General features: G+C 54.6%; 21 protein-coding genes. 11 read left to right on the forward strand and 10 right to left on the reverse strand.

Annotation, left to right across the window (positions count from 1 at the left end; genetic code table 11):
• Position 1: 1 nt before the first annotated feature.
• Positions 2–1,864 (reverse strand): bifunctional glutathionylspermidine amidase/synthase, encoded by a 1,863-nt coding sequence (gss, locus tag ACN9MQ_RS18970; protein ID WP_106503486.1) that lies wholly within the window; start codon positions 1,862–1,864, stop codon positions 2–4.
• A 213-nt stretch (positions 1,865–2,077) separates the two neighbouring features.
• Between gss and yghU the strand changes: the two genes are divergently transcribed.
• Both yghU and ACN9MQ_RS18980 read left to right on the forward strand, forming a co-directional pair.
• Positions 2,078–2,947: a glutathione-dependent disulfide-bond oxidoreductase gene (gene yghU / locus ACN9MQ_RS18975; RefSeq protein WP_020883668.1), complete on the forward strand. Its 870-nt coding sequence runs from the start codon at positions 2,078–2,080 to the stop codon at positions 2,945–2,947.
• A gap of 160 nt (positions 2,948–3,107) precedes the next feature.
• Positions 3,108–3,440, forward strand: a complete 333-nt coding sequence (locus tag ACN9MQ_RS18980) for a glycine zipper family protein (RefSeq protein ID WP_426021153.1) — start codon at positions 3,108–3,110, stop codon at positions 3,438–3,440.
• Positions 3,441–3,520: 80 nt separating this feature from the next.
• On the opposite strand, the gene ACN9MQ_RS18985 is transcribed toward ACN9MQ_RS18980, so the two are convergent.
• The gene (locus tag ACN9MQ_RS18985; protein WP_032678967.1) at positions 3,521–5,068 is read right to left on the reverse strand and encodes a methyl-accepting chemotaxis protein; all 1,548 of its coding nucleotides are present in this window, start codon (positions 5,066–5,068) and stop codon (positions 3,521–3,523) included.
• A gap of 552 nt (positions 5,069–5,620) precedes the next feature.
• Between ACN9MQ_RS18985 and ACN9MQ_RS18990 the strand changes: the two genes are divergently transcribed.
• Together ACN9MQ_RS18990 and ACN9MQ_RS18995 are read left to right on the forward strand one after the other, a co-directional pair.
• Positions 5,621–8,167, forward strand: a complete 2,547-nt coding sequence (locus ACN9MQ_RS18990; protein WP_426021152.1) for an autotransporter domain-containing protein — start codon at positions 5,621–5,623, stop codon at positions 8,165–8,167.
• Positions 8,168–8,315: 148 nt separating this feature from the next.
• Positions 8,316–9,356: an aldo/keto reductase gene (locus ACN9MQ_RS18995; protein WP_025203160.1), complete on the forward strand. Its 1,041-nt coding sequence runs from the start codon at positions 8,316–8,318 to the stop codon at positions 9,354–9,356.
• A 53-nt stretch (positions 9,357–9,409) separates the two neighbouring features.
• On the opposite strand, the gene ACN9MQ_RS19000 is transcribed toward ACN9MQ_RS18995, so the two are convergent.
• A complete protein-coding gene (locus tag ACN9MQ_RS19000; RefSeq protein ID WP_014171606.1) occupies positions 9,410–9,898 on the reverse strand; it encodes a TIGR00645 family protein in 489 nt (162 codons plus the stop codon).
• An 81-nt stretch (positions 9,899–9,979) separates the two neighbouring features.
• The gene (locus tag ACN9MQ_RS19005; RefSeq protein WP_020883663.1) at positions 9,980–10,483 is read right to left on the reverse strand and encodes an ESA_00282 family adhesion-associated protein; all 504 of its coding nucleotides are present in this window, start codon (positions 10,481–10,483) and stop codon (positions 9,980–9,982) included.
• Between the two features lie 102 nt (positions 10,484–10,585).
• Between ACN9MQ_RS19005 and ACN9MQ_RS19010 the strand changes: the two genes are divergently transcribed.
• Complete coding sequence (locus tag ACN9MQ_RS19010) at positions 10,586–10,990, forward strand: hypothetical protein (protein ID WP_020883662.1); 405 nt, start codon at positions 10,586–10,588, stop codon at positions 10,988–10,990.
• A 1-nt stretch (position 10,991) separates the two neighbouring features.
• Positions 10,992–11,444: a cytoplasmic protein gene (locus tag ACN9MQ_RS19015; protein WP_426262667.1), complete on the forward strand. Its 453-nt coding sequence runs from the start codon at positions 10,992–10,994 to the stop codon at positions 11,442–11,444.
• 45 nt (positions 11,445–11,489) lie between these two features.
• Here ACN9MQ_RS19015 and exbD read toward each other — a convergent pair whose 3' ends face one another.
• Together exbD and exbB are read right to left on the reverse strand one after the other, a co-directional pair.
• A complete protein-coding gene (exbD, locus tag ACN9MQ_RS19020; protein WP_014171610.1) occupies positions 11,490–11,915 on the reverse strand; it encodes a TonB system transport protein ExbD in 426 nt (141 codons plus the stop codon).
• A gap of 4 nt (positions 11,916–11,919) precedes the next feature.
• Positions 11,920–12,651 (reverse strand): tol-pal system-associated acyl-CoA thioesterase, encoded by a 732-nt coding sequence (gene exbB, locus ACN9MQ_RS19025; RefSeq protein ID WP_014171611.1) that lies wholly within the window; start codon positions 12,649–12,651, stop codon positions 11,920–11,922.
• A 251-nt stretch (positions 12,652–12,902) separates the two neighbouring features.
• Between exbB and metC the strand changes: the two genes are divergently transcribed.
• Together metC and yghB are read left to right on the forward strand one after the other, a co-directional pair.
• The gene (gene metC / locus ACN9MQ_RS19030; protein WP_025203159.1) at positions 12,903–14,090 is read left to right on the forward strand and encodes a cystathionine beta-lyase; all 1,188 of its coding nucleotides are present in this window, start codon (positions 12,903–12,905) and stop codon (positions 14,088–14,090) included.
• 149 nt (positions 14,091–14,239) lie between these two features.
• Positions 14,240–14,899: a DedA family general envelope maintenance protein YghB gene (yghB, locus tag ACN9MQ_RS19035; RefSeq protein WP_014171613.1), complete on the forward strand. Its 660-nt coding sequence runs from the start codon at positions 14,240–14,242 to the stop codon at positions 14,897–14,899.
• Between the two features lie 47 nt (positions 14,900–14,946).
• On the opposite strand, the gene ACN9MQ_RS19040 is transcribed toward yghB, so the two are convergent.
• On the reverse strand, positions 14,947–15,846 hold the full coding sequence (locus ACN9MQ_RS19040; RefSeq protein WP_020883659.1) for an AraC family transcriptional regulator: 900 nt from the start codon (positions 15,844–15,846) through the stop codon (positions 14,947–14,949).
• 195 nt (positions 15,847–16,041) lie between these two features.
• On the opposite strand from ACN9MQ_RS19040, the gene yqhD reads away from it, so the two are divergent.
• Both yqhD and dkgA read left to right on the forward strand, forming a co-directional pair.
• Positions 16,042–17,205, forward strand: coding sequence for an alcohol dehydrogenase (yqhD, locus tag ACN9MQ_RS19045; RefSeq protein WP_020883658.1), 1,164 nt, complete (start codon positions 16,042–16,044; stop codon positions 17,203–17,205).
• Between the two features lie 105 nt (positions 17,206–17,310).
• Positions 17,311–18,138, forward strand: coding sequence for a 2,5-didehydrogluconate reductase DkgA (dkgA, locus tag ACN9MQ_RS19050; protein WP_025203158.1), 828 nt, complete (start codon positions 17,311–17,313; stop codon positions 18,136–18,138).
• Between the two features lie 35 nt (positions 18,139–18,173).
• On the opposite strand, the gene ACN9MQ_RS19055 is transcribed toward dkgA, so the two are convergent.
• Positions 18,174–20,345, reverse strand: coding sequence for a YgiQ family radical SAM protein (locus ACN9MQ_RS19055; RefSeq protein ID WP_020883656.1), 2,172 nt, complete (start codon positions 20,343–20,345; stop codon positions 18,174–18,176).
• A gap of 200 nt (positions 20,346–20,545) precedes the next feature.
• Between ACN9MQ_RS19055 and ACN9MQ_RS19060 the strand changes: the two genes are divergently transcribed.
• The gene (locus tag ACN9MQ_RS19060) at positions 20,546–22,021 is read left to right on the forward strand and encodes a TrkH family potassium uptake protein (protein WP_014171619.1); all 1,476 of its coding nucleotides are present in this window, start codon (positions 20,546–20,548) and stop codon (positions 22,019–22,021) included.
• A gap of 33 nt (positions 22,022–22,054) precedes the next feature.
• On the opposite strand, the gene ftsP is transcribed toward ACN9MQ_RS19060, so the two are convergent.
• Both ftsP and plsC read right to left on the reverse strand, forming a co-directional pair.
• The gene (gene ftsP / locus ACN9MQ_RS19065) at positions 22,055–23,467 is read right to left on the reverse strand and encodes a cell division protein FtsP (RefSeq protein ID WP_020883655.1); all 1,413 of its coding nucleotides are present in this window, start codon (positions 23,465–23,467) and stop codon (positions 22,055–22,057) included.
• Positions 23,468–23,526: 59 nt separating this feature from the next.
• Positions 23,527–24,264: a 1-acylglycerol-3-phosphate O-acyltransferase gene (plsC, locus tag ACN9MQ_RS19070; protein WP_020883654.1), complete on the reverse strand. Its 738-nt coding sequence runs from the start codon at positions 24,262–24,264 to the stop codon at positions 23,527–23,529.
• Between the last annotated feature and the right edge of the window lie 50 nt (positions 24,265–24,314).

Below are 24,314 nucleotides of genomic sequence, written 5' to 3' on the forward strand. Positions count from 1 at the left end.
CTTACTTGTCTTTCACCACAATCAACGGTTCGATGTCGCTCTCTTTCTTCACCACCAGCGAATCATCCCCGCGCAGACAGGTGCCGCCGTAGTTACCGCCCACGGTAAACGTACAGACCTGGATATGCTTGCCATCCACCTTCGGCAGGCACCACAGCTGCTGGTAGATATTTTTGCGATCGACAAACTTGCCGCTCGACTTATCCAGCACTTCATCCCCGGCGCTAATCAGATCGATATTGCTGCCGCAGCGTCCGGCAATCGGTTTGATGGCGTAACCGGTCTGTTTCAGCAGGTCGTTAACCTCGAAATCGGTATCGAGCAGATAACGGTGATTCGGGAACAGCTGCCAGAGCACCGGGAGGATCGCCTTGTTGCCGGGAATAACCGTCCACAGCGGTTCGAACACCAGCACTTCCGGACGCAGCAGGACGTCAATCAGCCGTACGTCACCTGCCGGATGCCCGGTGCGGATCGGCACGGCGGCGTATTCGGTTTCGCTCACCTCGCGGATCTGCTCTATCGCCGTCTCCCACGCCCAGGTTTTCCACACGCAGTTAACGTGACGGCCTTCATCGTCAATCAGTTGCCCGGCTGCATCCCAGCTGAGAGCGTTAAGCCCATGCAGAATTTTGGTTTCAAACCCGGCCTGCAGCAGAGAGCGCTGAATAAAGAGCGCGTGATAATCCTCTTCGACGTCATTGTCCTGCATGATGTGCACGAACGGACGCGCATGGCTGTGCTTCCACGCGCCGGTAAGTTCTTCCAGCAAACCTTCCGCCGGATTGTGGCCGTTACCGCGATAACCGTTCTTCACCCACTCTTCGAGGATTAATCCCCCTTCCGTGTGGCAGGAGGCAGAATCGGCGTTGTATTCGTAAACCTTGATGCCACGCTCATCCATACAGAAATCCATACGACCGGTGATCATATGGTGACGACGCCACTGCCATGAGAGGCGCAGACGCGGCCAGAGGATTTTAGGGATGTCAAAAAGCGCCAGTAAGTTATCGTCCTTCAGCACTTTGTCGGTCGCGTGCAGGTACATCAGGTGCAGTTCATTGGTCGCTTTGATCAGCTCCTGCTCGGCACTTTCGGTAATGGTAAAATACTGGCAGGGATCTTTATTGATAAAGTGGCCGTTTGCGCGGACATACGCCTGCTGCAGGGCGTCGTTTTCGTTGAGCCATTTCCCGTCAAACTGACGTTTATTCTTCAGCCGCGCACCGCTGATTTTCAGCAGTTCACCGTCGAGTTCCGGCTGCGGGATGCTGTGCTCCGTGTCGTTCGTCTGGATCATCCAGCCGAGAATTTCGGTATCGTTAAAGGTGTCATGTAGCGTGTAAGTACCGTTCTCAACGGTCATTCGCAGCTCGCGCGTCCACTGCTGCCCGAGCGGGAGCGGGGAGTGAATAACGTTCTGCTCGGCAATGCGCACCTTATCGTCTAACAGTTGCGCGATCACGGCAACGTGGCCGGTCTCATGAAACTCCCCGCCCTTTTGCCAGATAAGCAACGCCCCGGCCTGCGGCGCGCGTTTCGACCCATTGGCAAAGGCCTGAAGCGGCAGGATGTTATCGTTCACGACCTGGCGCAAAAAGCGCAGAGAGAAGATCTCCCACGCCATACCGACGTCGGTGAAAACACATCCATAATTGAGGAACAGAAAACGGCGGGCGAACTCAACACACTGCCACTTGTGGCCCATGTATTCATTGCCAATATAGCTGCGAAAATCCGCGTCTTCCGGATAACGACGCGGATCGAGACTGCCGTAGTTTGAAGAGTAAATCGCCACGCCACCCGGCGCATAACCTAATAACGTCCCGAATGGCGCGTCACTGCTTAACTTTCCTTTACGCATGTATCCAACCTAAGACGGGCAGGCGGCAATGTTGAAAGGGTTGTCGTCGTCTGCACGTTGTAATTAACCTGACAGAGGTGGGATTTATCATACACCCGTTCCGCTGTCTGTGTAGTGTGGCGCGAAGGGGAAATGTATTGCGCTCAGTTCGCTAAACCCTCCCATGAACTCCTGCTACACTCCCTCAACACATCACAAAAAAGGCAGGCCAACATGTCAGACGAAAATACCTATCAGCCACCCAAAGTGTGGGAATGGAAAAAGAACGGCGGCGGCGCGTTCGCCAATATTAACCGTCCGATCTCCGGTGCGACGCATGAGAAAGAGTTACCCGTGGGTTCGCATCCGCTGCAGCTCTATTCTCTGGGCACACCAAACGGGCAGAAAGTGACCATCATGCTGGAAGAGCTTCTGGCGCTTGGCGTGACGGGTGCCGAGTACGATGCATGGTTGATTCGCATTGGTGAAGGCGACCAGTTCTCCAGCGGCTTTGTTGAAGTGAACCCGAACTCGAAAATACCGGCGCTGCGTGACCACTCCACGACACCGCCCACGCGCGTATTTGAATCCGGCAGCATCCTGCTCTATCTGGCAGAGAAGTTCGGTCATTTCCTGCCAAAAGATCCGGCGGGACGTACGGAAACCCTGAACTGGCTGTTCTGGCTGCAGGGCGCGGCCCCGTTCCTCGGCGGCGGTTTCGGCCACTTCTATAACTACGCACCGGTGAAGATTGAGTACGCGATTGACCGCTTCACGATGGAAGCCAAACGCCTGTTCGACGTGCTGGATAAACAGCTGGCGCGTAGCCGCTACGTGGCCGGTGAAGAGTACACCATCGCCGATATGGCGGTCTGGCCGTGGTTCGGCTGCGTGGCGCTGGGTAGCGTGTATAACGCCGCCGAGTTCCTCGACGCTGAGAAGTACACCAACGTTCAGCGCTGGGCGAAAGATGTGGCACACCGCCCTGCCGTGAAGCGCGGGCGTATCGTTAACCGCACCAGCGGCGAGCTCAACGAGCAGCTCCACGAACGCCACGCGGCGAGCGACTTCGAGACCAATACGGAAGACAAGCGTCAGGCGTAATTCTCTGCCGGGCGGACCACCGCCCGGCAACAGGGATCCCTGCCAGGGGCATGATTTGCTTAAGGGTTGAGCCGGTATTACTGGCACTATGCGGACGTTTTTCTCAGGTCAGATGACGAGAAAAGCGGACTCAACCGACAGCAGTCACAAAGGATTTGTTATGAAATTGATGAAAACAGCGCTGATTATCAGCACCCTGATCTTTTCCACTTCTGGTATGGCGATAGATAAAACCGCCGCCGGTGCAGTGGCCGGTGCAGCAATTGGCGCAGCCACGGGCAAAGATTTGAAATCCACGGTAGGCGGTGCGGTCGTTGGCGCGGGTACCGGTGCGATATTCAAAAACGGCGACAAAGGTAAAGCTGCGCGTAAAGGCGGCGCGGTGGGCGCCGTGGTGGGCGCAGGTGCTGCAGCGGTAACAGGCAACAGCGTACTGAAAGGGGCCGCCGTCGGTGCCGGCTCTGGCGCACTGATTGGTGAAGCCACCCACTGATAAGCGGCAGGCGGCGCTCCGTTTGGTTCGCCTGCATTTAACCGAAAAAAAGGCCGCACACGGCGGCCTTTTAGCAGTGTTTATGCCGAGAGGCGGAATTTCTGCACCGACCGCTGAAGCTCTTCGGTCTGACGTTCAAGCGCGGAGGCCGCTGCCGAGACCTCTTCCACAAGCGAGGCGTTTTGCTGTGTCACGCCATCCATTTGCGTGATAGCAATACCCACCTGCGAAATCCCCTTACTTTGCTCCTCAGACGCAGACGCGATTTGCTTCATGATGGTCGTCACTTCCGTCACATCACGCAAAATGGCATCCATGGTGGTGCCCGTGTCGCCCACCAGCTTTGCGCCCTGCTCTACGCGGGAAACGGAATCGGTAATCAATCCCTCAATTTCTTTTGCCGCGTTGGCGCTGCGGCTTGCCAGGTTACGCACCTCGCCGGCCACGACGGCAAACCCACGTCCCTGCTCGCCCGCACGCGCCGCTTCCACGGCAGCGTTGAGCGCCAGGATATTGGTCTGGAAGGCAATGCTGTTGATCACATTGGTGATTTCAGCAATCTTCTTCGAGCTCTCAGAAATACCGCTCATGGTGGTCACCACCTCTTCCACCAGCGAGCCGCCGCGGCTGGCCGTTGTTGACGCCACATCCGCCAGCTGGCTGGCCTGACGCGCGCTTTCCGCATTCAGCTTCACGGTGGCGGTCAGCTGTTCCATGCTGGCCGCCGTCTCTTCCAGTGCGGCGGCCTGCTCTTCGGTACGGGACGAGAGATCGTTATTACCGCTGGAGATCTCCGTCGCGCCGCGCCAGATATTCTCGCTGCCGGAGCGAATAGAGCTCACCGCTTCTCGCAGGCTATCCTGCATCGCGCTCAGCAGGGGAACCAGTTGCCCCACGCAGTTGCGACCGAACGGTTCAATCGGTTGACTGAGATCGCCCTGGGCAATCTGGCGGAACTGCTGGCGAATGCGAGCCAGCGGTTTTACCAGCATCGCCACCAGGTAACGGTCGGTGAAGAGCAGTATTAACAGGCCAATAATCGTGGCGGTGATAATCACCGTGCGGGTCATGCTGGTCAGGCTGTCCACGACCACTCGGGTGCTGTCGAGTGCCCGGGCGGCCGCGTTGTTAAAGTTCTCCGCAGCAGCACCAAACGCACGACTCAGCGGAGGGGTGATGTTATTCGCCTGCTGACGGTAGCCCTCCAGAGAGGACTGCTTCGCCTGCTGCATTTGCGGCGTTACGCCCTGCTCAAGCAAAGCCTGCCAGCTACCGATCACCTGAGCTGAAACTTGCTCATCCATCGGTCCTGGTGAGATTGCCTTCATCTCAGCCAGTTTCTTCCCCATATTGTCCAGCGCCTGCTGGGCAGGGGCCAGGTCCGGTGTGCCGCCCGCAGCTTTCACTTCCATCGCGCGACTTAACCGGGTCACAAAGCGAAAATACTGATCGTTACCCTGACTGAGTATGGTCATCTGTTTGACCAGCTGGCGATCCACCTCATTGCCCTCTGATACCCGTGACAGAGACCAGGTGCTGTAAAGCCCTACGCCCGCCCACATTAAACAAAAGATCCCGAGAATCGTCAGCATGACGAAACGGATCGTGAAATTACGCAACATATTCATAAGTCTTCCTTGCCGTGAGGGTGAATTCGCCCAGAGGCGAGTCTTACCCTTGTTATCGGCAGGAATGAGCAAATTCATCACCTTTCACGCATTATTTTTATTAAAATTTTTACTGCCCCTGCGTTCATTCAGAAAAAAGAGACATTTTAGAAGGGGAAAATTACCCTGCTAAGAATGTGTTTTACTTTGTCAGTGGATAAATAAATGTAAAACTGCAGCGCATTAAATTAACGGCCATACCTCCTGAGGAGTACATCATCAACAGGTTGCGTCAATCAATAGCGCTACCCTTTCGCGAAAACCCGCTTAATTTGCAGGGTAACTATTCAGTTCTATTTATCACACAAATATATTAACACCTAATTATCAGATTTCCTGATTTAAATACCCCAATAATTTACTCCTTATCTTTTAAATTTCATTACATCCTTTACTTATGAGAAATTCCTTAAATTAAATAAATTCCTTTACAAGGATGTCGACGATTTTTTATTAACGGAGTTTCAGATGCGTAAATTTATGAACCGCACATTGCTTTCGCAGTGTGTCTTAATGGCTTTAACCTCTTTCGGTACCCAGGCAGCAATGACGGCAGCGACACCGTGTGAGGATGGCGTGACGACGCAAACCTGTGGATTAACGAAATATACCGATGACAGCTTTTATCAAAATCCCGGTGTGACAAATGCGGTTATGGCCGACGCCACGGCGAATAATATTTTCATGGATGGTCATCGAGGTGATGGCGACACGCAGTCATTAACGGTATCCGGAACGGATATGTCAGGCCACTATATCCAGGGAAGCAACGGCGGTACCGCGAATATCACCCTGAATAACGGCGCTACGGCCGATATGATTGAAGTCGGTAGCGGAGGCGCGACCACCAATACCACCGTGACGGTTGATGGCGCGACGCTGAACGGTGAAAACAGCACAGGCAATTACCAGCGTGATAAAACCTATATGATGGGCTCAGCAATTTATCTCGATCCCCTGGATAAAGGCTACCACACCGTCAATATTGAGAACGGGAGCGCGCTGCACGGCAGCATTGTAAGCGCCGGTGCTGGCGAACAGGATATTACCCTCAGCAACAGTACAATGGATAAGGGCGGTATTTATGCAGGGAGCGATCAATCGGATACCCGCATTACGCTGACCGGAGCCACCGTCGATGCCTCGCAGAGTGAAATCGCGCAGAACATGGGCGACCTGGCCGAAAAACTCAGCGAGTATAAGCCGTTCAGTGACATCAACCTGGATGGCGTGGGCGATCTTGCCATCGCCATGTACGGCACCCAGGCCGATTCCCTGGCCCTGAATAACAGTACCGTCACTGGCGATATTGGCGTTATTAATGAAAAGGGGTCGACATCACTTACGTTTACTAATAAGAGCGTCGTGAATGGCAATATTACCCTGAACGGCAGTTCAGCGAATTCTGTTCTGGTGGATAACAGCACCATTAATGGTGCGGTAAATACCGGTCAAAACAGCGGCAATACCACCATCACACTGCAAAACAATGCCACCGTAAATGGTGATATTACAACCGGTGCGGGCGATGATACGGTCGTGCTGACCAATAATTCTCATGTTAACGGCAATGTTGATGGCGGTGACGGTAGCGACACGCTGTCAATGGATGCCGGCAGTTCTGTTTCTGGTGAAATTAGTCAGTTCGAGACGGTGAACACGACCAGCAATAACAGCATCGCCATTGATAAAATTAACGATGCCACCAGCTGGAGTTTACAAAATGGCTCAACGCTTGTCGCTACAACCACCGGCAGTAATGCGATGGTAAATATGAGCACCGACAGCTTTGTGGATTTCGGCAATATCACCGGGGTTAATAACGCCGTTGTCGTCAACAGCATTACTCCCTCGGCACAAAATCAGCAGAACGTGATTCTGGGTACGTTCACCACTTCAGGCACCAGCACCCCGCAAAATTATGCGGCGGCCACCTTCACAAATGGCCAACAGAATGTTGAAAACCGTAGCGGCGCTTATAACTATGACAACAGTCTGAATATTGTGGCCGTAGATACCGCGCCGCAGACACGCCTTACCGCCGATAATACGCAGTCGTGGAATATCGAATTTAACAGCCAGAAGGGCAGCCTCGCGAGCGACGTTCAGGGCCTTGTTGCCGGTCTGGACGCTGCCGAGCAGGCCGGACATCAGGTGGCTGATGATATCAGCAACCATATGAATCAGGTGCATCTGGCTAACCTGCTCGGCAAGCAGGAGGAAGGTGCGCAGGTCTGGGGTGATTTCCTCTATCAGAATGGCAATTTCAGCAATGATGTTGACTATAAGAGCATCACCCAGGGCGCTCAGGGTGGCGTGGACTGGACGGCGCATCTGGACAACGGTGATAGCGTCACTGGCGGTATTGCACTGGCATGGACGCGCAGCCGCGTGCAGGATACCCATGACGGCGCTGATAGCTTTAATGACAGCGTCTACGGTAATTACTACAGCCTGTACGGTGGCTGGCAGCAGGCGCTTAACGGCAGAACATGGGGTATGTTTGCCGACGGTAGCTTCAGCTATGGCGATATGCGGTACACCCTGTCTGCGAATAACGTGACGGGGAATACCAGCGGCATGACCGAAGCACTGCACGGTTCGACGGATGGCACCCTGTATATGGCGCAGGCGCGTACCGGTGTGAACGTGTTGCTGCCAGGTGAAACCCTGCTGCAGCCTTACGCCACCTTAGGCTGGGATCAAACCAAAGCAAACGGCTTCTCCGACAGTGAAGTGGCCTTCGCCGACAGTCAGGTCTCTTCCTGGAACAGTGGGGTCGGGTTGAGACTCACCACAACGCTTCGCGATCTGAGCAAGAACGTGCAGATGATGCCGTGGATCGACGCACGCTTCCAGAAAGAGTTCAGCGACGATACTGATATTCAGGCGGCGGATTACCACACCACCTCCGGCCATAACAACACGATGGGGATCTTCGGAGCAGGCATCAATGCAACGATAGCGCATAACTTCACGCTCAATACTGGGGTGTATGTCGGCACCGGTGACGTGGACAACGATGCCAGCGTGCAGGCGGGGATGAGCTACAGCTTCTGACGAGTGAACGCCCGGTCAGTCTGATGCTGCCGGGCTTTAATCATTCAGGGCGGTCAGGCATGTCATCGCTTATCAACAGGATTTGTGATTTGATAAGCACAGAATGAAAACGTTGTTTCGAAAATTCATCGACAAGAAAGGAGACATCATGTCCTGGCACCCTTACCCCGCCCGCTACGAAAATATGCAGTACCGCTACTGTGGAAAAAGCGGCCTGCGCCTGCCGGCGCTGTCGCTTGGTCTGTGGCATAGTTTCGGCCACGTACAGCCTCTCGACTCTCAGCGGGCGCTGTTGCATAAAGCCTTCGACCTCGGCATTACCCATTTCGATCTTGCCAACAACTACGGCCCGCCGGCGGGAAGCGCGGAAGAAAACATGGGTCGTCTGCTGCGGGAAGATTTTGCCGCGTATCGCGATGAACTGATCATCTCAACCAAAGCAGGCTATGACATGTGGCCGGGGCCGTATGGGTCGGGCGGGTCGCGCAAATACCTGCTCGCCAGCCTCGATCAGAGCCTCAAGCGCATGGGGCTGGAGTATGTGGATATTTTCTATTCTCATCGCGTGGATGAAAATACGCCGATGGAAGAGACCGCCGCTGCGCTGGCCCAGGCCGTGCAGAGCGGTAAAGCGCTGTATGTCGGTATCTCCTCCTACTCCACGGAGCGCACCCAGAAAATGGCGGACCTGTTACGTGAGTGGAAGATCCCGCTGCTTATCCACCAGCCGTCTTACAACCTGCTCAACCGCTGGGTCGATCACACCGGCCTGCTGGATACGCTTGAGAAAAACGGGGCGGGTTGCATTGCGTTTACGCCGCTGGCGCAGGGTCTGCTGACTGGAAAATACCTGAACGGTATTCCTGAAGATTCTCGTATGCAGCGTGAAGGCAAGAAGGTGCGCGGTCTGACGGAAAACATGCTGACTGAAGCCAACCTGAACAGCCTGCGTTTACTGAATGAGATGGCACAGGCCCGTGGTCAGACGATGGCGCAAATGGCGCTGAGCTGGCTGCTGAAGGATGAACGCGTGACATCCGTACTGATTGGTGCGAGCCGTCCGGAGCAGATCGAAGAGAACGTTCAGGCCCTGAATAACCTGCACTTTAGCGACGATGAGCTGAAAAGGATTGACCAGCATGTTGCGGATGGGGAATTGAATTTGTGGCAGGCATCGTCGGATAAATAGCGCGGTCTGTCGCGCTCACGCTCCCCCTCTCCCTTGGGAAGAGGGGGGGAAAATTACTTCTTACTGATCTTATCCAGATACCCCATCACGAACGCAGACAGCACAAACGTCAGATGGATAATCACATACCACATCAGTTTGTTGTCCGGGACATTCTTGGCGTCCATGAATACGCGTAACAGGTGGATAGATGAGATCGCCACAATCGACGCGGCCACTTTATTCTTCAGCGACGAGGCATCCATTTTGCCCAGCCAGTTGAGCTTCTCTTTGCGCTCGTCGATATCGAGCTGTGAGACAAAGTTCTCATAGCCGGAGAACATCACCATCACCAGTAATCCGCCCACCAGCGTCATATCCACCAGCGAAAGCAGAACCAGAATCAAATCTGCTTCGGCAATGGAAAAGATGTTCGGCAGAACATGCAAGATTTCCTGGAAAAACTTAATCGTCAGCGCAATCAGCGCCAGCGAAAGGCCAAAATAGACGGGTGCCAGTATCCAGCGAGAGGCGTACATCGCGTTTTCAAAGAAGCGTTCCATAAAGTCCTGTCTGCAAACGAAACCAGCGCCCAGTATATCTCAACGGCGCTGACTGTTTGCAACAACTCACTCGTTGTACGTTCAGACATTGTCAGGATTAACGTCCGGGCGCGCGTACTCCGGCCAGACCAGCACCACCAGTTCCGGATACGCCTCCAGGCTGAACTCACGAAAACACTGGCGCAGGTTTAATACGTCCAGATCGGAACAGGAGACCTTCTCACCGTTAAGGCAACGCTTTTTGATATTGTCATAATATTTATACACCGCGGAATTCAGGTCGCTGCAGCGGCGCTGCGCTTCAAACAACCCAGGCGTGTCATTAATTTCCGACATTTTCATTCGCTTAATTGTCGCGTGCAAAAAGTCGATATATTCATGGTTCACCCGCCAGTACCAAACCGGTGTAACCGAGTTCATCAATACGGAGAAATGGTCTTCACCTTCCTCTTTTGTCATCAGTTCAGGTAGCGGAGGTTCACTGGCGTCTTTCGACACTTGCGTTTTATTGAACTCCTGCATCAATAAAAGAACACCAGCGGTCAGTAATAGTAATGTGATGACCGTAAAAAAAATGCTGTTCATGGGTAGGCTCCATTTTTTTTGATTTTAAAATTGCCTCATGATATTGTCAACGAATCTCACGCCTTTACCAACCCCACCCTGTTGTAATTAAAGGAAATTAAAATGCTGCCCGACTACCTCGTCCCGGCTAAGTACCACATTGCGCCTGTGGAACAGCAAACGACGGAAGCAGAAAAAGAGGCTAATTTCACTCAGGGGAAAAGAAAGCTCTCTGATTACGAGTCTGACATATTAATAGGCGTTTCTCGCACCGGTAAATCCCGTAATATGTTACTGGAAGAGCACGACCGTCATATAAAGGACCGGTTATTTCGCGCCGTTAAAATAGAAGCCTTTGTCCACCTGCTGAATGACCTGCAGGCCGAAGGTGAAATAGATGCTCAGAAACTAAGTCAAATAATCGCGGAAAAAACCAAAGAAATAAACGAAGCCGGCAATGAAATTTGGCTTAATCTAATTACGCGTGAAACCAACAACCCTATTTTTTATAACCTGGGGGAAGAGTAACGTGAAAGAAATTAAAGATAACAACGTTTATTTGGCTTTAGATAACAAAAAAAGTGATGAATTTATCTTAAAGCAAAATCTCGATGCACTGCGAAACACAAAAAATGCCGAGATGACGCGAATAACTCAGGACCTGGTATCGATCCCGGCGACGCTGGTACGCCTGAAATGGCATAATCGCCGCGAGATTTATCCTCTGCAGGTGAAGGAAGAGATATACGGCGCGGTGATGAATACCCTCATCGAACAGCGGCCTGAGCTGAAAGAGAAGCTTCTCGGGCGTCTGGAGGCCCATTATCAGTATCTGCTCGCCAGAGAAGTGGCCACTCTGCGTCTGACGCGCAAACTGTCCGACGGCGAGTACCGCACGTCAAACGTCACCTGCGTTGCGCTTGATGAAGACGCGCTGGCGTCCCACGCGCCTGCGCCTGCGTCCACTGAGACAAAAAACTGATCGCCCGACACGCATAAAAAAAGCCGGCTTTCGCCAGCTTCTTTGTTATTTCGCGGCCGCTTTCTCTTCGCCGACCAGCCCAATCTTGAGGTAACCCGCCTGATGCAGCGTGTCCATTACCTTCATCATGGTTTCGTAATCGACGGTTTTATCCGCGCGGAAGAAGACCGTGGTGTCTTTCTTGCCGCCGGTGAGCTGATCCAGCGCCGGGATAACAGACTGATCCGTCACCGGGTCGTTGCCGAGGAACATCGATTTATCCGCTTTCACCGACAAATAGACAGGTTTCTCAGGACGCGGCTGCGGCTGGCTGGAAGAGGCTGGCAGATTCACCTTCACATCGACCGTCGCCAGCGGCGCAGCCACCATGAAGATAATCAGCAGAACCAGCATGACGTCAATAAACGGCGTCACGTTGATTTCATGCATTTCGCCGTTATCGTCCAGATTTTCGTTAAGACGCATCGCCATACAATCAACCTACGCGCAGTTTAGACGCCGCATGCACCGGTTTAACGGAGCTGGCATTGAGGTCAAGATCGCGGCTTTGCAGCAGCAGCACCTGCGCGGCGACGTCACCGAGCGTGGCTTTATAGTTGCCAATCATACGCGCGAAGATGTTATAGATGACGACCGCCGGAATGGCCGCGACCAGACCGATTGCGGTCGCCAGCAGCGCTTCGGCAATCCCTGGCGCAACCACCGCCAGGTTGGTGGTCTGCGTCTGCGCAATGCCGATAAAGCTGTTCATGATGCCCCAGACCGTACCGAACAGACCGATAAACGGTGAGATCGCCCCGATAGTGGCCAGATAACCGTTACCGCGGCCCATATGGCGGCCAACGGCAGCAACGCGACGCTCCAGGCGGAAGCCGGTACGTTCTTTAATGCCTTCGTTATCTTCACTGCCTGCGGAGAGTTCCAGCTCGTTCTGTGCTTCGTTGACTAACAGGGTGGTCAGGCTTTTTCCATGGAAGGATGAGGTCATGTCTAAGGCCTGATCCAGCGAGCGGGCTTCAGCCAGTTGCTGTTGTTCCCGCTTGAGGCGACGCTTCTGCGACAGCAGTTCGACGCTCTTACTGAAGAAGATAGCCCAGGTGATCACGGACGCCAGAACCAGGCCGATCATCACAATCTTAACCACGATGTCAGCATGATGATACATGCCCCAGACGGAGAGATCCGTCTGCATCAAATTATTACCCACTCTGTATCTCCAGGACGCAAATCACAAAATCTGACCGTAATAATATCAAAACGTCGTCGAATTGATAGTAGTTCTCATTAGTATTTACATACTGCCGTAATTTTCGTTCACTTTCCTTGCGCTTACGCAGTAAAAATTTCTTATGCGTATTTTTGCTAATATTTTCTGCTTATTCGATAAGCCCCCGGGTGCAGATTTTTACAATCGTGGTAGTCTGGACGTCCAGACGTATAAAAACAGGGTTAGCGAACATGACAAAGAAGCATCTTGATACCACGCTGGTACAGGCAGGACGCAGCAAAAAATACACTCAGGGATCGGTCAACAGCGTGATTCAACGCGCCTCCTCACTGGTATTTGATACCGTCGAGGATAAAAAAATCGCCACGCGCAACCGCGCCAAAGGCGGGCTGTTCTATGGCCGTCGTGGCACGCTAACCCATTTTTCACTTCAGGAAGCCATGTGCGAACTGGAAGGCGGCGTGGGCTGCGCCCTGTTCCCCTGTGGTGCGGCGGCAGTCGCCAATACCATTCTGGCGTTTGTGGAACAGGGCGACCATATCCTGATGACCAATACCGCTTATGAACCAAGCCAGGATTTTTGCACCAAAATCCTCAGCAAGCTCGGCGTGACCACCGGCTGGTTCGATCCGCTGATTGGCGAAGGTATCGCTGAACTTATCCAGCCGAACACGCGCATTGTGTTTCTGGAATCCCCAGGCTCTATCACCATGGAAGTGCACGACGTCCCGGCTATTGTGAAAGCAGTGCGCAGCAAAGCCCCCGAGGCAATCATCATGATCGACAACACCTGGGCGGCGGGCGTCCTGTTCAGGGCGCTGGAATTCGACATTGATATCTCTATTCAGGCCGCGACCAAATATCTGATTGGCCACTCTGATGGCATGATCGGTACTGCGGTATCCAACGCGCGCTGCTGGGATCAACTTCGGGAGAATGCCTACCTGATGGGCCAGATGGTGGATGCGGATACGGCCTACATGACCAGCCGCGGTATCCGTACGCTGGGAGTGCGCCTGCGTCAGCACCATGAAAGCAGTCTGAAGGTGGCCGAATGGCTGGCCCGGCACCCGCAGGTCGAGCGCGTTAACCATCCGGCGCTTCCGGGCAGCAAAGGCCATGAATTCTGGCAACGTGACTTTACGGGCAGTAGCGGGTTGTTCTCATTTGTTCTTAAAAAACGGCTCAGTAACGACGAACTGGCGAACTACCTGGATCATTTTACCCTCTTCAGCATGGCTTACTCCTGGGGCGGGTTTGAATCCCTGATCCTGCCTAACCAGCCGGAGCAAATTGCGGCCCTACGCCCCGGTGGAGAAGTGGATTTCAGCGGCACGCTTATCCGACTGCATATTGGTTTAGAAGATGTTGACGATTTAATTGCGGATTTAGCGGCAGGGTTTGAACGTATCGTGTAGAGTGCATGCTGAAAATGTACTCCCTGGACGCTTTTGTGAACACTGCCACCAGAAAAGTCTGCATTAGTTGCGCCCGCGATCAAACCCCACGGGCGAATTAGGGAGTACAATAGCGCTATATCTGCATCTGCTGTTCCACAGGAAAGTCCATGGCTGTTATTCAAGATATTATTGCGGCACTCTGGCAACACGATTTTGCCGCGCTGGCGGACCCTCACGTTGTAGGTATCGTTTATTTCGTGATGTTCGCAACCCTGTTTCTGGAAAATGGATTACTGCCAGCCTCATTTTTACCCGGTGACAGCCTGCTTTTACTGGCCGGGGCGTTAATCGGTAAAGGCGTCATGGACTTCACGCCGACGATGGTCATACTCACCTCCGCTGCCAGCCTCGGTTGCTGGCTGAGCTATCTGCAGGGCCGCTGGCTCGGCAATACGCGCGTCGTGAAAGGCTGGCTGGCGCAGTTACCGCATAAATATCATCAACGTGCGACCTGCATGTTTGACCGCCACGGTCTGCTGGCGCTGCTGGCCGGGCGTTTTCTGGCGTTTGTTCGCACGCTGCTGCCGACCATGGCAGGCATTTCCGGGCTGTCAAACCGCCGCTTCCAGTTCTTCAACTGGTTGAGCGCCCTGCTGTGGGTGGGCGTGGTGACCACGCTTGGCTACGCGCTGAATATGATCCCCTTTGTGAAACACCACGAAGACCAGGTAATGACCTTCCTGATGATCCTCCCGCTTTTCCTGCTGGTCGCGGGACTGCTCGGGACGATTGCGGTCGTGATTAAGAAGAAATACTGCAGCGCGTGATATAAAAAAGCCGGGTGACGTTACGCTTACCCGGCTGGACTCTCCCCTCAGGTCCCCTGCATCATTCTGATGCGCGACGCATCTTCCCCCGGTGTGACGCCGAAGTAACGCTTAAACTCCCGGCTAAACTGCGACGCACTTTCATAGCCCACCCGCATCGCCGCCGCGCTGGCCTTCATGCCGTCGTGGATCATCAGCATACGAGCCTTATGCAGCCGATAGGTTTTGAGATACTGCAGCGGCGAGGTGCTGGTCACCGACTTAAAATTATGATGAAACGCCGAGACGCTCATGTTTGCTTCCGCCGCCAGCTGGTCAACGCTCAGGTTTTCCGTGTACTGGCTTTCGATTCGCTTGAGCACCCGGCTAATCAGGCTGAAGTGCGTCTGGCGGCTGACCAGCGCGAGTAATGCCCCACCGCCCGGCCCCAGCAGCACATGGTAAAGAATTTCGCGGATAATCTGTTTGCCCAGGATGCGTGCATCCAGCGGCCGTTCCATAACGTCGAGCAGACGCTCAATGGCGCAGAGGATCTCCTCGGACAACGTCGCGGAGTTAATCCCGCTCGCGGGCATCGACGGGCGGAATAATGCGTCCTCGCCAATCTCCATCAGCAGTTCCTGCAGCTGAAGAATATCGACATTTAAACGAATACCCGCCAGCGGTACCGCTTCTGTCGCGAAAGTTTCACATTCAAAGGGTAAAGGTACTGTGAGCAGCAGATATTCATTGGTGTCATACCGGAACACGCGCTCATTGATATAGCCAATTTTATGGCCTGAAAAGAGAAAAACGATGCCCGGCTGGTACATGACCGGTGTGCGTGTCCCTGGCTGCGTCCCATACAGAAGACGAATGTCAGGCAACATGTCACCGACGCCATTTTCTTTATCAATCAGTCTTTTAATCTGCGCAGTAAGCTGAAGGCAGATCGCTTCACGGTTCATTTTACGTTACTCCGGCTACGGTTTCCGACGTTGACAGTGTGCGCAGTTTACCGTGTTTTCTCCAGCGCTCTGTAGAAATGGGCAAGACATCGGCAGGAATGTGCATTGAGAGGATAGCCCCGGGCGGCCACAATGTGCAGCATCAGGTCGCCTTCAGCGCCACCACGGTTTTTCACCCACATAAGGGAACGAGCAATGAATAATTTTAATCTCCACACCCCAACCCGCATTCTGTTTGGTAAAGGCGCTATCGCCGACCTGCGCGCACAGATCCCCGCTGACGCCCGCGTACTGATCACCTACGGTGGCGGCAGCGTGAAAAAAACCGGCGTACTGGATCAGGTTTACAGCGCGCTGGAAGGTCTGGACGTGCGTGAGTTCGGCGGTATCGAGCCTAACCCGTCTTATGAAACACTGATGAACGCGGTCAAGATCGCCCGTGATGAAAAAGTCACCTTCCTGCTGGCAGTCGGCGGCGGCTCCGTTCTGGACGGCACCAAATTCATCGCCGCTGCGGCGCACTACGCGGACGGTATTGACCCGTGGCACATTCTGGAAACCCGCGGCAGCGATATCAAAAGCGCGATCCCAATGGGTTCCGTGCTGACCCTGCCTGCGACCGGTTCTGAATCCAACAAAGGTGCCGTTATCTCCCGTAAAACCACGGGTGATAAGCAGGCCTTTATGAACGATCACGTTCAGCCTGTATTCGCCATCCTCGATCCGGTTTACACCTACACCCTGCCTGCACGTCAGGTCGCGAACGGTGTGGTCGATGCGTTTGTGCACACCGTTGAGCAGTACGTTACCTACCCGGTAGATGCCAAAATTCAGGATCGCTTCGCGGAAGGCATTCTGCTGACGCTGATTGAAGACGGCCCGACAGCGCTGAAAGAGCCGGAAAACTACGATGTGCGCGCCAACGTGATGTGGGCGGCAACCCAGGCGCTGAACGGTCTGATCGGTGCCGGCGTGCCGCAGGACTGGGCAACCCATATGCTGGGCCACGAACTGACGGCCATGCACGGTCTGGATCACGCGCAAACGCTGGCCGTCGTCCTGCCTGCACTGTGGAACGAAAAACGTGATACCAAACGCGCTAAATTGCTGCAGTACGCTGAGCGCGTGTGGAACATCACCGAAGGTTCTGACGATGCGCGTATCGACGCGGCTATCGAAGCAACCCGCAGCTTCTTTGAAGGTCTGGGCGTGCCAACGCGTCTGTCCGGCTATGGTCTGGATGGCAGCTCCATCCCTGCCCTGCTGGCGAAACTTGAAGAACACGGTATGACCCAGTTGGGCGAGCACGGCGACATTACGCTGGAAGTGAGCCGTCGTATCTACGAAGCGGCACGCTAAGCGTTTTTGACATCCAGCCTTTCGTTTTTTGACATTTCGTCCAGACTTAATGCACATCACATCGTCGGGGGTTCCCTCCGACGATGAGCACCTGAAGGAGGAAAAATGGCAAACCAAACCGTAATCAAGCTGCAGGATGGCAACGTGATGCCCCAACTGGGGCTAGGTGTATGGAAAGCCGGTAACGACGAGGTCGTCTCCGCCATTCATAAAGCACTGGAAGTCGGCTATCGGTCGATTGATACCGCCGCCGCGTACAAAAATGAGGACGGCGTGGGTAAGGCACTGGCCAGCGCTGGCATGTCCCGCGACGACCTTTTCATTACCACCAAACTGTGGAACGACGATCAAAAACGCCCCCGCGAAGCCTTGCAGGAGAGTCTGGACAAACTCCAGCTCGATTTCGTCGATCTCTATCTGATGCACTGGCCAGTCCCGGCTATCGATCACTATGTTGACGCCTGGAAAGGGATGATTGAGCTGCAGCAGGCAGGGCTGGTGAAAAGCATCGGCGTGTGTAATTTCCAGGTTCACCACCTGCAGCGCCTGATTGACGAGACGGGTGTCGCGCCGGTTATCAACCAGATTGAGCTGCACCCGCTGATGCAGCAGCGTCAGCTTCACGCCTGGAACGCCACGCACAAGATCCAGACCGAGTCCTGGAGCCCGCTGGCACAGGGCGGTGAAGGGGTGTTCGACCAGAAAATTATTCGCGATCTCGCGGATAAATACGGCAAGACGCCGGCGCAAATCGTTATTCGCTGGCATCTGGATAACGGCCTGGTGGTGATCCCGAAATCGGTCACGCCATCGCGTATCGCTGAGAACTTCGACGTCTGGGATTTCCGCCTGGATAAAGATGAACTGAGTGAAATTGCGAAGCTGGACAAGGGCAAGCGTTTAGGCCCGGATCCCGATCAGTTTGGCGGGTGAATAAAAAAACCCCGGCTCGCCGGGGTTTTTATTTTTTACGCTTTACGTTTCACGGGTTTCTTCGCACTGGCGTTACCGTTTGAACGCTGATGCACAATCGGCGTGTGCTTCGTCAATGCCGGGCGCGTGTGGCGGTTCTGGCGGCGCGCTTCACGCATCTCGTCAAGCGTAGGCGCAGGCACCAGGCAGTCGCGGCGCGAGCCGATCAGGTGCTTTTTACCCATATCTTCCAGCGCCTGACGGATCAGCGGCCAGTTAGCCGGATCGTGGTAGCGCAGCAGTGCTTTATGCAGACGGCGCTGTTTATCCCCTTTCGGCACCACTACATCTTCACTCTTATAGCCAATTTTACCCAGCGGGTTCTTGCCGGTGTAATACATGGTCGTTGAGTTTGCGAGCGGTGATGGATAGAAGTTCTGCACCTGATCCAGACGGAAGCGACGCTGTTTCAGCCACAGCGCCAGGTTCACCATGTCCTCATCGCGCGTGCCAGGGTGCGCGGAGATGAAGTATGGGATCAGATACTGCTCTTTACCCGCCTGCTTCGAGTAGGTGTCAAACAGCTCTTTAAAGCGATCGTAGCTGCCCATACCCGGCTTCATCATCTTGGACAGCGGGCCTTCTTCGGTATGCTCAGGGGCAATCTTCAGGTAGCCACCCACGTGATGCGTCGCCAGCTCTTTAATGTAGCGCGGATCTTCCACGGCGATATCGTAACGTACCCCGGAGGCGATCAGGATCTTCTTGATCCCTTTCAGATCACGCGCACGACGATAAAGGTTGATCGTCGGTTCATGGTTGGTATCCATGTGCTGACAGATATCCGGATACACGCATGACAGACGACGGCAGGTCTGTTCCGCGCGCGGTGACTTACAGCGCAGCATGTACATGTTGGCAGTCGGGCCGCCCAGATCGGAGATCACCCCGGTGAAGCCAGGCACGGTATCGCGAATGGCTTCGATCTCATTGATGATCGAATCTTCGGAGCGACTCTGAATAATGCGCCCTTCATGCTCGGTAATGGAACAGAAGGAGCAGCCGCCGAAGCAGCCGCGCATGATGTTTATTGAGAAACGGATCATCTCATACGCCGGGATTCGGCTCTCGCCGTATGCCGGATGCGGCACGCGTTTGTACGGCAGCGCGAAGACGCTGTCCATCTCTTCGGTGGAAAGCGGGATGGCCGGCGGGTTGATCCAGATAAAGCGCTCGCCGTGCTTTTGCATCAGCGCACGCGCGCAGCCCGGGTTGGTTTCGTGGTGCAAAATACGGGACGCATGTGCGTAGAGCACTTTATCGGCTTTGACCTTCTCAAAGGAAGGCAGCAGCACGTAGGTTTTTTCCCACGGTTTCGGGCGCGGCGGCTGAACAACGATAGCTTTCGTTTCGGCTTTCTTTGGCTCTACCGGTTTGTTATCCGCACACGGCAGATCGTCGCCGTACGGGTGCGGGATCGGGTCGATTTTACCCGGCATATCAATGATACGGGAATCCACCCCGCTCCAGCCCGGCAGCGCCTCTTTCACCATGATAGCCGTGTTGCGCACGTCGCGGATGCTGCTCACCGGCTCACCCTGTGAGAGACGGTGCGCCACTTCCACCAGCGGACGTTCGCCGTTACCGTAAATCAGCATATCGGCTTTGGAATCCACCAGCACCGAACGGCGCACGGTGTCTGACCAGTAGTCATAGTGCGCGGTACGGCGCAAACTCGCCTCGATGCCGCCCAGGATAACCGGCACGTCTTTCCAGGCTTCTTTGCAGCGTTGGGTGTAGACCAGCGTCGCGCGGTCAGGACGTTTACCCGCGACGTTATCCGGCGTGTAGGCATCGTCATGACGCAGCTTACGGTCGGCGGTATAGCGGTTGATCATCGAGTCCATGTTGCCTGCGGTCACGCCGAAGAACAGGTTGGGTTTCCCCAGACGCATAAAGTCGTCTTTGCTGTTCCAGTCAGGCTGGGCAATGATCCCCACCCGGAAGCCCTGCGCTTCAAGCATACGGCCACAGATAGCCATGCCAAAGCTCGGGTGGTCGACATAGGCATCGCCCGTCACCAGAATGATATCGCAGCTGTCCCAGCCCAGTTGGTCCATCTCTTCCCGGGACATCGGCAGGAACGGTGCCGGTCCAAAGCAGGCCGCCCAGTACTGGGGCCAGGAGAAGAGGTCACGATCCGGCTGGATCAGGGAAATTGCGCTCATAGTGCTTCCGAAGAAAAAATAGACAAAAGGAGCGGGATTATACGCTGTTAGTCCGCCGGATTTGAAGAAAAGGATGCAAGAAGTAAACAGAAAATCCTGGAAGCCGTTAAAATACAGCGCACTGTTAATTTTGGATCATAATATCCACTCTATCTTGCGGTAATCAGTTACCGGGATGCATTCTGGCACGGAGTTTCTTTGTGAAGTTCAACGATTCGTTACATGTGTCCCAGCTGCGGGTTGTGCTTCACCTCTGCGGTTTTCTGGTTCTTCTGTACAGCCTGTCCATGCTGCCGCCGATGGTTATCGCCCTGCTGAATAAAGAGCGAACCTACTTTGCTTTTTTAACCACCTTTTTGACCTTTTTTACCCTTGGCGGACTCACCTGGCGGGCAACACGTCATTCCGGTATACAGCTGCGCACCCGTGACGGTTTCGTGATTATCGTTCTGTTCTGGCTGCTGTTTTCATTGATTAGCGCCATGCCGTTATGGATGGATGACGGTCTGCAACTCTCCTTTTCCGATGCGCTCTTTGAAGGGGTTTCAGGGATCACCACCACCGGGGCGACGGTGATTGGGGACGTCAGTGCCCTGCCGAAGTCGTACCTTTATTACCGCGCTCAGCTCAATTTCATTGGCGGATTAGGGGTCATCGTACTGGCCGTCGCGGTCCTGCCGCTGCTCGGTATCGGTGGCATGAAGCTGTATCAGTCGGAAATGCCTGGGCCGTTCAAGGAGGAGCGCCTGACGCCCCGACTCGCCGATACCGCGCGTACGCTGTGGGTAACCTATCTGGCGCTGGGACTGGTCTGCACGCTGGCGTACTGGCTGGCGGGCATGCCCTTTTTTGACGCCGTCTGTCACGGGCTTTCCACCGTCTCATTGGGTGGGTTTTCAACCCGAAGTGAGAGCATCGGGTTTTACGACAGCCACGCGATTGAGCTTGTCGCCGGGGCTTTTTCACTGCTTTCCGCGTTTAACTTTACCCTCTGGTATGTCGTCATCGCGCGCCGTACGCTGAAACCGATTCGGCGCAGCCCGGAGGTGAAATTCTTTCTCGGTGCTGCCACCGTCATTATCGCCATCACCGCCTGGCAGGTGTGGCACGCGGGGATGTACAACGGTACCGACAGCCTGGTACATGCCTTCTTTCTGGCCAGCTCCATGATGACCGACAACGGTCTTTCGACGGCCGATTACGCTCACTGGCCTCCCCACACCATTTTCCTGCTGCTGAGCGCCAGCTTTTTTGGCGGCTGCGTCGGCTCTACCTGCGGCGGGATCAAAGCGCTGCGTTTTCTCATCATGTTTAAGCAGTGTATTCAGGAGATGAATCAACTTGCGCATCCGCGCGCGCTGCTGAGTATTAAGGTCGGCAAAAGCGTCGTGAATGAACGCGTTCTGCGCTCGGTGTGGAGCTTCTTTTTTCTCTACGTGATGATAACGGGCTTTTTCGTCTGGGCGCTGAACCTGCTGGGATACGATCTGTTCACGTCATTTGCCACCGTTGCGGCCTGCATTAACAATATGGGGCTGGGGTTCGGCGAAACGGCATCGACCTTCGGGACGTTAAAAGACGAGGCCAAGCTGTTGATGTGTGCAGCGATGATTATGGGGCGTCTGGAGATTTATCCGGTGCTGATCCTGTGCTCACGCTTTTTCTGGCGGGCATAAACATTCCCGGCGAACCGGGAATCGTATCGTGGTTTAGGGTGCCGGGTTGACCAGCATCTGGCCGACGGATCCCCTGTCCATCATCTCCAGCGTCTGGCTGTGGAACAGGAACGGGAAGTGCGGCCACGAAGGCTGTCCGTAGTAGACCAGCAGTTCGACCTGCCCATCCACCCAGACGGTATCCTTCCAGCCCCTGTCTTCGGGGAACGGCATCGCGCCATTGACGTTGCGGATCAGGAAACTCACCCCTTCGATATGGAACGACTGCGGCATGTCCGAGCGAACCGTCCAGCGCTCCCAGGTACCCTGCTGCGCGGTAATATCGATACGGTTAACGTCCCACAGCGTGCCGTTGATCCCCGGGTCGTCGCCCAGGCTGATATCGCGGCTGCGCACCGGCGAACCGCTCATGATCTCCTGCGGAAGCAGGCGCATCGGCAGGCTGTCGGTCACCAGCGGCAGCAGGCCGGTAGGACGCAGGGTCAGCACCAGGGTGGAGACCAGGATACTCGACGGCTCAAAGAAACCGCGAATGCGGTCCACAATGCTGGCCGCTTCGCCACAGGTGATCGACACCTCATCACCGTTGGTCATATCAATAAGGATTTCGCGGCGTTCACCTGGCGACAGCGCCAGCTGCTTCACGGAAACCGGGGCCGGTAAAAAGCCCTGGTCGCCGGAGATGACGTGTAGCGCGCGGCCATCGCTCATTTGCAGCTGGTAACGACGCGAGTTAGAGGCGTTCAGCAGACGCAGACGTACCCATCCGCGCGACACTTCGACATATGGACTTTGCGCGCCGTTAACCAGCAGCGTATCGCCAACGAAGCCACCGCTGCCCGGCTCGCTGTATTCCGGCGTGCCGAAATTATCCAGCCGTTTGTCCTGAATAATGACCGGAAAATCATCCACGCCATAGTGGTTCGGGATTGGCAGGGATTTACTGATTTCATCTTCCACCAGCCACATGCCGGCCAGGCCGTTATACACCTGCTGGGCCGTGCGGTTAGGGGTATTGGCATGATACCAGAGCGTCGCCGCGCTCTGACGAATCGGCAGAACGGGCGCCCAGTCAGCGTTAGGCGACATCATGCGCGCCGCGCCGCCAAGCAGCGGGCCAGGCACCTGTAAACCACTGATGGTCATGGCGACATTTTCTGTCGTACGGTTACTGTAGATCAGCTTAACGTCATCGCCATTCCACACGCGTATGGTCGGCCCAAGGTAACGCCCGTTAATGCCCCACACCGGCGCGCGCGTGCCCTGGGTAAAGGACCAGTGGCTGCGCTGTAGCGTCAGGAAAAGCGGCTGCCCGCGACGGGATTCTATTAACGGCGGAATGGGCAGCGGCTGTTGCTGCCCGGCGGCGTTGGCTGTCAGCGGCAGCGCACCCGCACAAAGGGCGATCCCGGAAGCCTGAATAAACTGACGCCGACTGAATGACATATAAGCTCCATCTGAAACGACTAACAACGCGGGAATTCGTTTTCCCTTTTAACGCCGGCTTACTTCTTACCGGCGGCTTCTCTCTCTGCGACTTCTTTGTCGAGCAGCGCAATATGCTGAGCCATCAGTTCACGGCAGTGTGCTGCCAGCTCGCGAACCTGATCTTTACCGTATTTGCTGGTATCCACCGGCGGCAGCATTTCGACAATCACCAGCCCGTTATTCAGGCGGTTAAGATTAATCTTATTAGAAGTATTGGAAACACACACAGGAATAATTGGAACACCTGCCGCAATTGCAGCATGAAACGCACCGGTTTTGAACGGCAGCAGGCCACGGCCACGGCTGCGCGTCCCTTCCGGGAACATCCAGATTGAGATCCTGCGCTTTTTGAAGTGATTAACCACTTCAGCAATAGTGCTGTGCGCTTTCGCGCGGTTGTTACGGTCAATCAGCAGGTTACCGGTCAGCCAGTACAGCTGGCCGAAAAAAGGGATCCACAGCAGGCTCTTTTTGCCCACGGTCACGGTCGGTGGCAGAACAATGTTGGAGGCCGTCACCATATCGTAGTTGTTCTGATGGTTAGCGATAAAGATGGCGTTACCGAAGTTCTCAGCCCCTTCCGGCAGGCGTTTTTCAACCTTCAGGCCAAACAGCGGCGCAAGGCGGCCGAACATATGGCCGAAGGTGGCGACATGTTTCGGATTGCGCGGACTGAACAGGCAATAAATAGAGCCGAAAATACAGACCAGAATGCAGTAAATAATGGTAAGAATTAAACGAACAATGAATAGCATAGCGACCTCTGAAGCCCTGACAGCTGACAATTATACTTCACCTGTGGCCA

Origin of the sequence: Enterobacter sp. R-25, assembly GCF_049913205.1 — a bacterium.
Lineage (GTDB): Bacteria > Pseudomonadota > Gammaproteobacteria > Enterobacterales > Enterobacteriaceae > Enterobacter > Enterobacter ludwigii.

Bases quoted from the DNA above. Each gene is read 5' to 3' on its own strand.
- gss (WP_106503486.1), bottom strand. From the start codon at position 1,864: ATGCGTAAAGGAAAGTTAAGCAGTGACGCGCCATTCGGGACGTTATTA.
- yghU (WP_020883668.1), top strand. From the start codon at position 2,078: ATGTCAGACGAAAATACCTATCAGCCACCCAAAGTGTGGGAATGGAAA.
- ACN9MQ_RS18980 (WP_426021153.1), top strand. From the start codon at position 3,108: ATGAAATTGATGAAAACAGCGCTGATTATCAGCACCCTGATCTTTTCC.
- ACN9MQ_RS18985 (WP_032678967.1), bottom strand. From the start codon at position 5,068: ATGAATATGTTGCGTAATTTCACGATCCGTTTCGTCATGCTGACGATT.
- ACN9MQ_RS18990 (WP_426021152.1), top strand. From the start codon at position 5,621: ATGGCTTTAACCTCTTTCGGTACCCAGGCAGCAATGACGGCAGCGACA.
- ACN9MQ_RS18995 (WP_025203160.1), top strand. From the start codon at position 8,316: ATGTCCTGGCACCCTTACCCCGCCCGCTACGAAAATATGCAGTACCGC.
- ACN9MQ_RS19000 (WP_014171606.1), bottom strand. From the start codon at position 9,898: ATGGAACGCTTCTTTGAAAACGCGATGTACGCCTCTCGCTGGATACTG.
- ACN9MQ_RS19005 (WP_020883663.1), bottom strand. From the start codon at position 10,483: ATGAACAGCATTTTTTTTACGGTCATCACATTACTATTACTGACCGCT.
- ACN9MQ_RS19010 (WP_020883662.1), top strand. From the start codon at position 10,586: ATGCTGCCCGACTACCTCGTCCCGGCTAAGTACCACATTGCGCCTGTG.
- exbD (WP_014171610.1), bottom strand. From the start codon at position 11,915: ATGGCGATGCGTCTTAACGAAAATCTGGACGATAACGGCGAAATGCAT.
- metC (WP_025203159.1), top strand. From the start codon at position 12,903: ATGACAAAGAAGCATCTTGATACCACGCTGGTACAGGCAGGACGCAGC.
- yghB (WP_014171613.1), top strand. From the start codon at position 14,240: ATGGCTGTTATTCAAGATATTATTGCGGCACTCTGGCAACACGATTTT.
- ACN9MQ_RS19040 (WP_020883659.1), bottom strand. From the start codon at position 15,846: ATGAACCGTGAAGCGATCTGCCTTCAGCTTACTGCGCAGATTAAAAGA.
- yqhD (WP_020883658.1), top strand. From the start codon at position 16,042: ATGAATAATTTTAATCTCCACACCCCAACCCGCATTCTGTTTGGTAAA.
- dkgA (WP_025203158.1), top strand. From the start codon at position 17,311: ATGGCAAACCAAACCGTAATCAAGCTGCAGGATGGCAACGTGATGCCC.
- ACN9MQ_RS19055 (WP_020883656.1), bottom strand. From the start codon at position 20,345: ATGAGCGCAATTTCCCTGATCCAGCCGGATCGTGACCTCTTCTCCTGG.
- ftsP (WP_020883655.1), bottom strand. From the start codon at position 23,467: ATGTCATTCAGTCGGCGTCAGTTTATTCAGGCTTCCGGGATCGCCCTT.
- plsC (WP_020883654.1), bottom strand. From the start codon at position 24,264: ATGCTATTCATTGTTCGTTTAATTCTTACCATTATTTACTGCATTCTG.